Consider the following 8,933-nt stretch of genomic DNA (forward strand, 5'->3'; position numbering starts at 1 on the left):
ATAAATCTCCATTCCCAATCCGGATCAACAGCCAATGCTTTGAAAACATTGAGCCATTTCCTGCTCAATGACCAGGCATTGAATCTTTTATAGATGGAATTCCAGCAGCCGAACACCCTGGGCAGATCGCGCCACGGACAGCCAACCCGCATTCGATACAGTAGGCCTTCTACCGTCATGCGCAGATTGCGCTTGTTATAAATCGATTCTTGAAGCAGAATCTTCTCCAGCTTCGACCAGTACTCATCATTGAGCATCATTCGGGGCATCGCAAACTCGTTTTGTCGGTGGTGTAGGAACCCCAATATTACGAGTTTGTTTCTATCTATGAAATACTTATCTTAAAACGTCAACAGACCCTAGTAAATAATTATATATTTTTCATACCGAAGGTACTAATACCAACCAAATAATTAGGTCTGCTACATAATCCACTAGCACTCTACAGTTTGATGATTAAAAAAGTGCAGCGCTAATTTTTTGATACATCTTTTTCGCAAGCTAATCTCCAGAGAGTTTCCCCAACTGTTCCAGCTGTTACTGGCGCCCATTTATCAGGTTCATTATCCGAATAAACAACCCGCCCTTCGCCCATGTTTGAGCTAAATAAAATGAATGCAAGCATTCTCACCTGCCCTAGTTTGCAGTCGTATTCTTTTTGATATTTTGAAGATAAAAATTTGACTCCATTGGTTTCCTTCACAGCCTTGAAGTCGCCCAATGACCACATCTTAATTTTGTCTCCAGTTATTTGAATAGTGGTAAAGTCGGAATAAATTATCACTGAACCATCATCACTCTCGTCTACTAAAGACCAGTTAGCCATCACAGCATTAGTTGCCACAGCAATTATTGAAGCTAACAATATTCCTTTCATGCGTATTTATTTACTCCTTTTTTTTACTACTGTCCGGCAAGCTATTACCCCATGAGAGATAAAGCCTGAGTGAGCTTGGGGATGAAGCAAAATCGATGTGCTCGAAACAGGAATTTTCCAACCCAAGAACTTAAGTCTAAAACATATTATTTCCATTTCCAAATCAAAATGACGCGAAGGTGAGCCGCAGACAGTATAAATAATACGGCAAGGTGAAGCCGACAATGTTAGTTTTGATTTAGAAATGGAATTACCCATTACCGCTTTGATCATGCGGTAAAACGCCATGCAGGGGATCACCAGATACGGACGCTTGACTGCCGGACGCAGTTTATGAGTGATTTATGTGCAGTTGGTACAACGGGTTTTACTTCACGACCTGCAAACGGCTTTCAACAGCCATGCAAATTCCATTTTCAGCTGGAAGCAACCCTGATTCGCCGCCCCATACTGGCAGATGCACAATGCACAACGTGCGCCTAGTATCTTTCGCGCAATCACGTTTTGGTGAATCCGGCCAGCTTGCCGTAGTTAATTGATTCCATCATGCTGGATTTGAATTTCCATCATTATGCCTGGGCAGGATTTCGTTCCACCAAGGCAGGTTAAAGCTTCATATTGTTCACGGTCCTAGGGTTTGCATTACCGCTTTCCTTGAGATGGGTGAAGCGCGTGCTCATGATGCAAAGGCAGCTACTCCTCTACCTTTGTCACCAGGTCAACTTATGTTTTTAATCGTACCTATAATAGCTATGAGTGGTAGGTCGAGCTTACATAACAGAGCACTCTTTTTGTCGGGCGCATGAAAACCAATGATACCTTTGAAGTGGTCTCCTCACGGCAAGTTACCGGTCGCGTGACAGCTGATCAATCCATCGCTTAACTTCCAACGCAAGCAGCCTCGTGGGTGTTTACGTCGCATCTGCCATACTACAGAAGAAGGTGAAGCGCTCGTTTTGATTACCAATATATCACAATAGCTTCGAACGCTCGGAGCTGAAAGCAGCTATCTACATTACACCTTCCTACTATACCTCCCTCCCATTCTCGGGAACGAGGATGGAATGAACATAGCAAAAGTTTACTACGGCAGCATTTCCCCAGGAATATGAAATTGACTAATATTTCCGAAGAATAAGCGCAGAGGGCAGTCGATCGTCTTGAGCATCGACCATGCAAAGTATCCGGATTTAGAGTGCCGCATGAGGTATTCATCGGAGTATCGGTAAGTTATACCAAACAGTCATCAAAAGTAATACTTTGAATTTGAATCCACAGTTCTTTTCGTGATGGCGAAGCTCTGATACAGAGAAGAAGGAGGAAACTTCTGGCTTAAACCTCGGTGTAAATCCTCTGGTAATGATTCACGATATCATGAATGTGGTTGTATATGGCATTTTTGGCGCAGTATCCGCACAGGCTATCGCCGCTATAATTGTTTCTCCATTCCTTCCTATTCTCGCAGTAGGGATTACCCTAATCTAGGGATAGATAAAGCATCCGGCAACGAGCACAAAAATCTCCTATAAGGTCTTCATTAATATGCTGATTACGCAGAATCACACTCATAATGCATAGCCTCTGTAGATATATAATATTTCACTTAGGATAAGAAGGCATCTCAGTCATCTATAAACAGGCAACCTGAAGAAAAAATTTATTTGTACGTTACCGCACATACTAAAGCCGTCTATTGCGGTAAAGTTATATCACACTGAGATTCACAGACAAGATTGGATCAAATATTTATATGTTCTTGGCATTTACTTGAGAAATATATTACTCCATTCTACTGCCGTGAATACCTATTACAATCAATGGCTTGCATTTTATAAAAGGAGGCTCAAATGGGAAAATATTTTCTAGCCTGGTTACTTGGAGTGCCTGTATTTGTGTTGGTCATCATTTATCTGTTCTTCAACTAGAAAATACTGGCAGTGCTTAGTGGATTACAGGCAATATTCTATTTTAACGTATTACAAATTGCTTGAAATCTTCTGTCCAGCGAACATTATTTTGGTCAAAAAGTGAAAAAGCTTATTGAGCTGATATATTGGTTAATCAATTATCGGAACATTTCATTCGCACGGAGTACAAATCATGGCAAACACAGGTGATTCAAATAAAGAAATAGCTTCGAAGGAAGAACAAACCAAGGCAACAGCAGGTAATTATAGGGATGTTGATAGTAAAGAAATAGATGAGTTAAAAACAGAATTTGCTGTCCTTCGGGATGATCTTGGATCATTGGTAACCTCACTAAAGAACCTTGTAGGCAAACAAAGCGAGAAAGTTGTCGGCTTGGCGGAAGATGCAAAAGAAATTGTACGCACTCAGGCCAAGGCAACCGGAGAAAACGCGGAAAAGTACATTAAGGAACGGCCGCTTACTAGTACACTAGTTGCTTTTGGCAGCGGTTTTGTTGTTGGTTTGCTACTAAGCAATAAACGCTAACCGGTTAACGACATAAATGTTGCGAAAATTGCTTGGAGATATTCTTGCTACGAAATATGCGAAATTAAGGAAAGGCTCAATCAGATTAGCTTTAATGATATCCCTACTGGGATTGGCTGTAATGGTAGTAATGATTAGCATAATTTTCTTGCTTTTTGGTTTGTATGTGTCGTTGGCAGAAACAATGAAACCATGGGAGGCAGCTGTAAGCGTGGGAGGCGGAGTGGTATTTTTTGCCACCATTTTAATCCTGATCATTGCCAGGCAAGGTCGCCTTATTTCACCCAGCAGCCCTATCTCCGAGCAATCTAATCTTGGGTCATTCGCGGCCTCTGTAAAGGAGCTTGCAAGCCAACAAAGCGTGAAAGTTGCCGAGCTGGCTGAAAATACCGGAGAAAGTGCGCAAAAATATATTAAGGGACGACCGCTTACTAGTGCTCTTATCGCTTTCGGTAGTGGTTTTGTTATCAGTTTGCTACTAAGGAATAAACGCTAAACAATTAACCATATAAATTTTGCCAAAATTGCTGGGAGATATATTGCTATGGAACATGCTAAAATATGGCAAGACTTAATCAGACTAGCCCTAATTATCTCTCTGCTAATATTGGCTATGATGGCGGTGGTAGTTGGCATGGTTTTCGTGTTTTTTGGTTTGTATGTGGCGTTGACAGAAACATTGAAACCTTGGGAGGCAGGAATAATTGTGGGAGTTGGAATGGTGTTTTTTGCTACCATTTTAATCCTGATCTTTGCCAGGCAAGGCCGCGTTGTATCACCCAAAGGGAACTCTGTCTCCGAGCAAATTACTAATCACTCCAACACTCAGTTAAGACAAATAGTCGGCAATACCATTACTCAATCTAATATTAAAAGCAGTGATATTGTGTTGGCAGCGTTACTCGGTGGAATAGTACTCGGTGCTAGTCCGCGTCTGCGGCGGCAAATGTTAGCTACTCTACCATACTTGATTAAATTTGCCGGCAAAAAATTTTGGAGTTGAGCAACACATACAGAGTAGATGAGCCTGACGCTTTGAGCTTCCTGCTTTATCAAATCAGATAAAGCTGGGCACTGGTTGATTAAGATTTTGGTTTGATATTACCGTGCTTATAATAGATATTTAGTCTCACGGTGTACTGAATGGAATAGCATTAAAACGTTCTGTCTCCTTTGCCCATATTCTACAGATGTATTCATAGGGCATACAGCCCGTTCAAAATCTTAAGGAGCTTTGCGAAGTTACAGGTCATCCGGAAGCCGTACATAGAAGTTATCAGCTGGCCATGAGAGAAGTAGACGTATCGTTTCACTGCTACTTTCTTGATGGCCCTTCTCATGCGCTCAACTTGTCCATCGCCCCAAGGATAATTGGCTTTCGCCAACCGATGTTCGACCCCATTGTTACCGCAGACGCGATCAAAAATAGGTATGAATGCGTATTTATCGTAAGCACGGTTGGGAGAACTGGATAATGTTGCCGGTGAGGAGAGTATGGATGTTGTAAGGAACAGCTTTAGGCAGATTACTCCCTTTCTAAATAAAACCTGACTTTGTCGGCTTCACCTTGCCTTATTATTTATACTGTCTGCAGCTTGCTTTCGCATCATTTTTGATTTTGAAATGAAATTATGTAAAAATCCGCCGTGACTCTTGGTGAAACGTTCATGAAGCTCAGTAGAAGCGTGCTAACAGATAATACAGCCTGCCTTCCTCCATTTAAACTTCCACGATATTATTATTGAATAGCCAATGGGAAAATTTTTAAATTTCTTCTTCGTGGGTTAGTCGCCTTCAATCTTCGGCAAGCGGGATATGCTGTGGTGCTACAGGCAGCGATGTAGTTTTTACCGAATCAGGCCGGGAATGGCCGGCTACAAAACATACAGCCAATCATCCAAAGACAGAAGCATATACTAGTGCAAGATGACAGCGGCGGCTTACTCTTTCTTCATCAGAACTGTCAAGGCTCGTTCCTTTGGCCCATCGCCGCATCGTAAATAGATAGCCGCTTCTTCTACTTCGTCATAGTCTTCTCGCTAATTCCATGACGTTTGCCAATGCTTCCAGGATCCCTTGACTACGTTGTATTGCTCGATGCATTGCCTCTGTCGTACGGGCGCTTCCATACAGTACCTGTCCCATAATTTGTCCCTAAGTAATTGAATAGATATTATCTATTGCTCCAGCACACCGTGGCGTTAAATATTGTTAGCCTTAATTGACTTTACTAATTAAAGCGCTCAATATTAGTAACGAACGTAGATACTTTTGCACAAAGCTTGGGAATACATCTTCTTTTTTAAAAAATATTGTATTGAATTATCTCAGATTCATGAAGAATTAAATTTATATAACAAATTATTTTAATTTATTTATTAAATAGTTAATTATGTCTTAGTAAATTTATGACGTGAGATATTGCTTGTAGGAACTTTAAGCGGTACGAGATAGTTTAAAAGATGATCGCAGACACTATCAGCATAGAATCGTTAATTTTCCTGAAGTATAAATTGAGTTTCAACAAACATAGATTAAACTGAGTATCACAAACCAGCACAAATAGCCATGAATATAGAAGAACGTATTGTGCAATTCGTTCAGCTGGCAGCAATCACTATCATTTTTTATATTTGCTACCAGATTCTTTATCCGTTTATTGCAGCTATTCTGTTCGCGATGGTTATGTGTATTTCGACCTGGCCGCTTTATCAATATTGAATAAAGCAATAGGAAACAAACCCGATCTGGCATCGTTGCTTATGATAGGACTATTGATTATGTTGATAATCATCCCATCTGCATTGCTTGCCATCAGTTTGGGAAGTAATGTAACTGCCTCTATAGAGGCAGTCAAAGTATTTCTGGAGCACGGCCCGATAGAGCCGCCAGCATGGCTTACAGATCTTCCTCTCTTTGGTGCAAGACTGGATAGCTACTGGCAAGGGCTCATTTCTGGCGGAAACGAAGCGGTAATACTATTCAAAGAATTACTTGACCCAATCAGAAATTTCCTCCTTAACTTAGGTAATATAATCGGCCAAAGCTTGTTGCAAATGATATTCGCTGCATTCATTGGCTTCTTTTTCTATCGTGACGGCGAAGCTCTGATACAAACACTACGAAAAGGAATGATGAAGCTTCTTGGCTTCAGTTTCGGTGTAGACCCTCTTGCTACGATTCACAATATCGTGACTGGGGTTGTATATGGCATGTTTGGCGCAGCATCCGCACAGGCTATCGCTGCTACAATTGGTTTTTTCATTGCCGGAGTACCAGGTGCTTTCTTACTTGGTGCCGCTACTTTTGTTTTATCAGTGATTCCCATGGGCCCTGCTCTATTATGGGGCGGCGCTAGCGTTTGGTTTGTCTTTCAAGAATCCTACGGCTGGGCAATCTTCATGATACTATGGGGAACATTTGTGATTAGCAGCATTGACAATTTCGTCAAACCTTATCTCATTAGTCGCGAAAGCAAGCTATCATTTCTTCTAATTGTTCTTGGGGTGACTGGTGGCATTATAGCCTACGGTTTTATCGGAATTTTCATTGGTCCTCCGATTCTCGCAGTTGGTATTGCCCTGATCCAGCTATGGACAGAGCGTCCGGCAACGAATACAAAAAGCTCCTTATAAAAGATCGCCATTAATATCCAGATCACTCCATAATGCCTACTCTCTGTAGGCGTGTAATTCTATTTCCAACTAAAAAATGATACGAAGGCGAGCCGCAGACAGTATAAATAACACGGCAAGGTAAAGCCGGCTAAGTCAGTTTTGATTTAGGAAGGGAATAATATTTCACTTAGGGTAAAAATGCATCTCAGTCGTCTATAAACAGGCAGCCTGAAGCAAAAATCTATTTGTACGGTATCGCACATACTAAAGCCGTTTATTGCTGTAAAGTTATATCATATTGTGGTTTACAGACAAAATTGAATCGAGTTTTTATATCTTCATGGTACACGTGAGAAGTATTCTTACTCTATTCTACTGCCTGTTAAACCATTTTATAGTCAATGACTTGCATTTCTAAAAGGAGGCTCAAATGGGAAAATATTTTCTAGCCTGGTTACTCGGAGTGCCTATATCTGTGTTGGTCATCATTTATCTGATCTACAACTAGTAAGCAAGAAATACTGAGAATGAGCTTAGTGGATTACGGGTAATGATGTATTTTAACACCTCACAAATGCTTGTAATCTTCCGTCCAGAGAACATTATTTAGGCAAAAATGGAAAAGCCTCTTTAGCTTATAGACTAATTAATCAATTAATAAAACTTTTCATTCGAATGGAGAATAAATCATGGCAATGACAGATGATTTTAGAAAAGAAATAGATCAGTTAAAAAAAGACTTTAGCGACCTTGGTTCATTGGTATCCTCAGTAAAGGAAGTTGCAAGCAAACAAAGCGGGAAAGTAGTCGATTTGGCTGAAGATACCGGAGAAAGTGTGGAAAAGTATATTAAGGAACGACCGCTTACTAGCGCTCTTGTCATTTTCGGCAGCGGTGTGCTTGCCGGAGTGCTACTAAGCAGTAGCAATAAACGCTAAATAATTAACGGTATAAATGTTGCTAACATTGCTTGGAGATATTATCGCTGTGGCACATGCTACATTATAGCAAGGCTCAATCAGGCTAGCCTTAATTATATTCTTGCTGGGATTGGCTGTGATGGCGGTGAGAGTTATCATGATTTTCATGCTTTTTGATTTGTACTTGTCGTTAGCAGAGACAATGAAATTGTGGGTAGCAGGAATCATCATGAGAGACGAGTTATTCTTTGCCACAATCTTAATCGTGATCATTGCAGACAAAGCCGCATTACATAGCCCAAAGGTAATCCTATCTCCGAGCAAGTTAAATCAGTTAAATCACCTCTGGCAAAGCCGGAGGTGATTTAACTACAAAAAAGGCCGCGTATCGCAAATTGATATGCAGCCTATTTTTTAGAAGCTTGGAATTCTGGAACTTGAACAGTTTCTTCTAATTGAAAATTTATTTAATCGAGAATTTATTTTCCATTTAATTATTAGATAAACTGACTTCTTGTTTACCTACATCAAGTGCGATTTTCCGGTGCATAGCTACTTCTTTCATATTCTCATTGATATATTTTTCATACTGGCGAAATTAGCCGCAGTATGTGACTGAACATCTTGTCCTCGTCGACCATAATAGTAACTATGTTTTTCATATTCTTGCAATAACTCTTTCTGTGTCTGCAGTTTTGCTTTCATCTCATTAGCCGCATCTTCGTAATGTTTAGCGACAGCATTATGATGATTGGGGTCAATAGTACCCAAATCAATACGATGCATTTCATTGCTGTAACTACTTGTTATCGGGCTCATTTGAGCACAGCCTGATAAAAAACTAATTACTAGGGTCTGTTGACATTTCACATAGATAGCCACAGATATCCACACGCCATGGCTACCATACTCTCATAATTTCGCTTCAGTTTGTCGTATCGTGTCGCTATTGCCCGATACTGCTTTAGCCGGCAAAAACATTCTCCACCCGATGCCGGTATCGATATAAACCCCAATCCATATCTGCATTACCCTTCAACGAGTCTCGCTTTTTCGGTATCACAG

General features: G+C 40.7%; 8 protein-coding genes and 1 pseudogene. 5 read left to right on the top strand and 4 right to left on the bottom strand.

Translation table 11 applies throughout. The features are described 5' to 3' along the window. Together BM122_RS19235 and BM122_RS19240 are read right to left on the bottom strand one after the other, a co-directional pair. Positions 1 to 269: transposase (locus BM122_RS19235; RefSeq protein WP_143083554.1), on the bottom strand; the 269-nt coding region annotated here is incomplete at its 3' end. 203 nt (positions 270 to 472) lie between these two features. Continuing rightward, positions 473 to 877 (bottom strand): surface-adhesin E family protein, encoded by a 405-nt coding sequence (locus tag BM122_RS19240; RefSeq protein WP_074907118.1) that lies wholly within the window; start codon positions 875 to 877, stop codon positions 473 to 475. A gap of 2,100 nt (positions 878 to 2,977) precedes the next feature. On the opposite strand from BM122_RS19240, the gene BM122_RS19245 reads away from it, so the two are divergent. From BM122_RS19245 to BM122_RS19265, 5 genes are all read left to right on the top strand, one after another. After that, positions 2,978 to 3,331: an ElaB/YgaM/YqjD family protein gene (locus BM122_RS19245; protein WP_074907119.1), complete on the top strand. Its 354-nt coding sequence runs from the start codon at positions 2,978 to 2,980 to the stop codon at positions 3,329 to 3,331. 94 nt (positions 3,332 to 3,425) lie between these two features. Next, positions 3,426 to 3,827 (top strand): hypothetical protein, encoded by a 402-nt coding sequence (locus BM122_RS25550; protein WP_256212222.1) that lies wholly within the window; start codon positions 3,426 to 3,428, stop codon positions 3,825 to 3,827. 48 nt (positions 3,828 to 3,875) lie between these two features. Beyond that, complete coding sequence (locus tag BM122_RS19255) at positions 3,876 to 4,334, top strand: hypothetical protein (RefSeq protein ID WP_074907120.1); 459 nt, start codon at positions 3,876 to 3,878, stop codon at positions 4,332 to 4,334. Positions 4,335 to 6,093: 1,759 nt separating this feature from the next. Then, on the top strand, positions 6,094 to 6,966 hold the full coding sequence (locus tag BM122_RS19260; protein WP_256212223.1) for an AI-2E family transporter: 873 nt from the start codon (positions 6,094 to 6,096) through the stop codon (positions 6,964 to 6,966). A 671-nt stretch (positions 6,967 to 7,637) separates the two neighbouring features. Beyond that, complete coding sequence (locus BM122_RS19265) at positions 7,638 to 7,886, top strand: hypothetical protein (protein ID WP_074907121.1); 249 nt, start codon at positions 7,638 to 7,640, stop codon at positions 7,884 to 7,886. A gap of 543 nt (positions 7,887 to 8,429) precedes the next feature. Here the strand turns inward: BM122_RS19265 and BM122_RS19275 are convergent. Both BM122_RS19275 and BM122_RS19280 read right to left on the bottom strand, forming a co-directional pair. Next, entirely contained in the window at positions 8,430 to 8,687 is a 258-nt protein-coding gene (locus BM122_RS19275; RefSeq protein WP_074907123.1) for a hypothetical protein, read from the bottom strand. Positions 8,688 to 8,734: 47 nt separating this feature from the next. Then, positions 8,735 to 8,933 (bottom strand): annotated as a pseudogene (locus tag BM122_RS19280) (transposase); the annotation flags it as partial.

The organism is Nitrosomonas communis, assembly GCF_900114745.1.
GTDB lineage: Bacteria > Pseudomonadota > Gammaproteobacteria > Burkholderiales > Nitrosomonadaceae > Nitrosomonas > Nitrosomonas communis_A.

Excerpts from the sequence above, each read along its gene's own strand:
- BM122_RS19240 (WP_074907118.1), bottom strand. The coding sequence starts at position 877 with ATGAAAGGAATATTGTTAGCTTCAATAATTGCTGTGGCAACTAATGCT.
- BM122_RS19245 (WP_074907119.1), top strand. The coding sequence starts at position 2,978 with ATGGCAAACACAGGTGATTCAAATAAAGAAATAGCTTCGAAGGAAGAA.
- BM122_RS25550 (WP_256212222.1), top strand. The coding sequence starts at position 3,426 with ATGATATCCCTACTGGGATTGGCTGTAATGGTAGTAATGATTAGCATA.
- BM122_RS19255 (WP_074907120.1), top strand. The coding sequence starts at position 3,876 with ATGGAACATGCTAAAATATGGCAAGACTTAATCAGACTAGCCCTAATT.
- BM122_RS19260 (WP_256212223.1), top strand. The coding sequence starts at position 6,094 with ATGATAGGACTATTGATTATGTTGATAATCATCCCATCTGCATTGCTT.
- BM122_RS19265 (WP_074907121.1), top strand. The coding sequence starts at position 7,638 with ATGGCAATGACAGATGATTTTAGAAAAGAAATAGATCAGTTAAAAAAA.
- BM122_RS19275 (WP_074907123.1), bottom strand. The coding sequence starts at position 8,687 with ATGAGCCCGATAACAAGTAGTTACAGCAATGAAATGCATCGTATTGAT.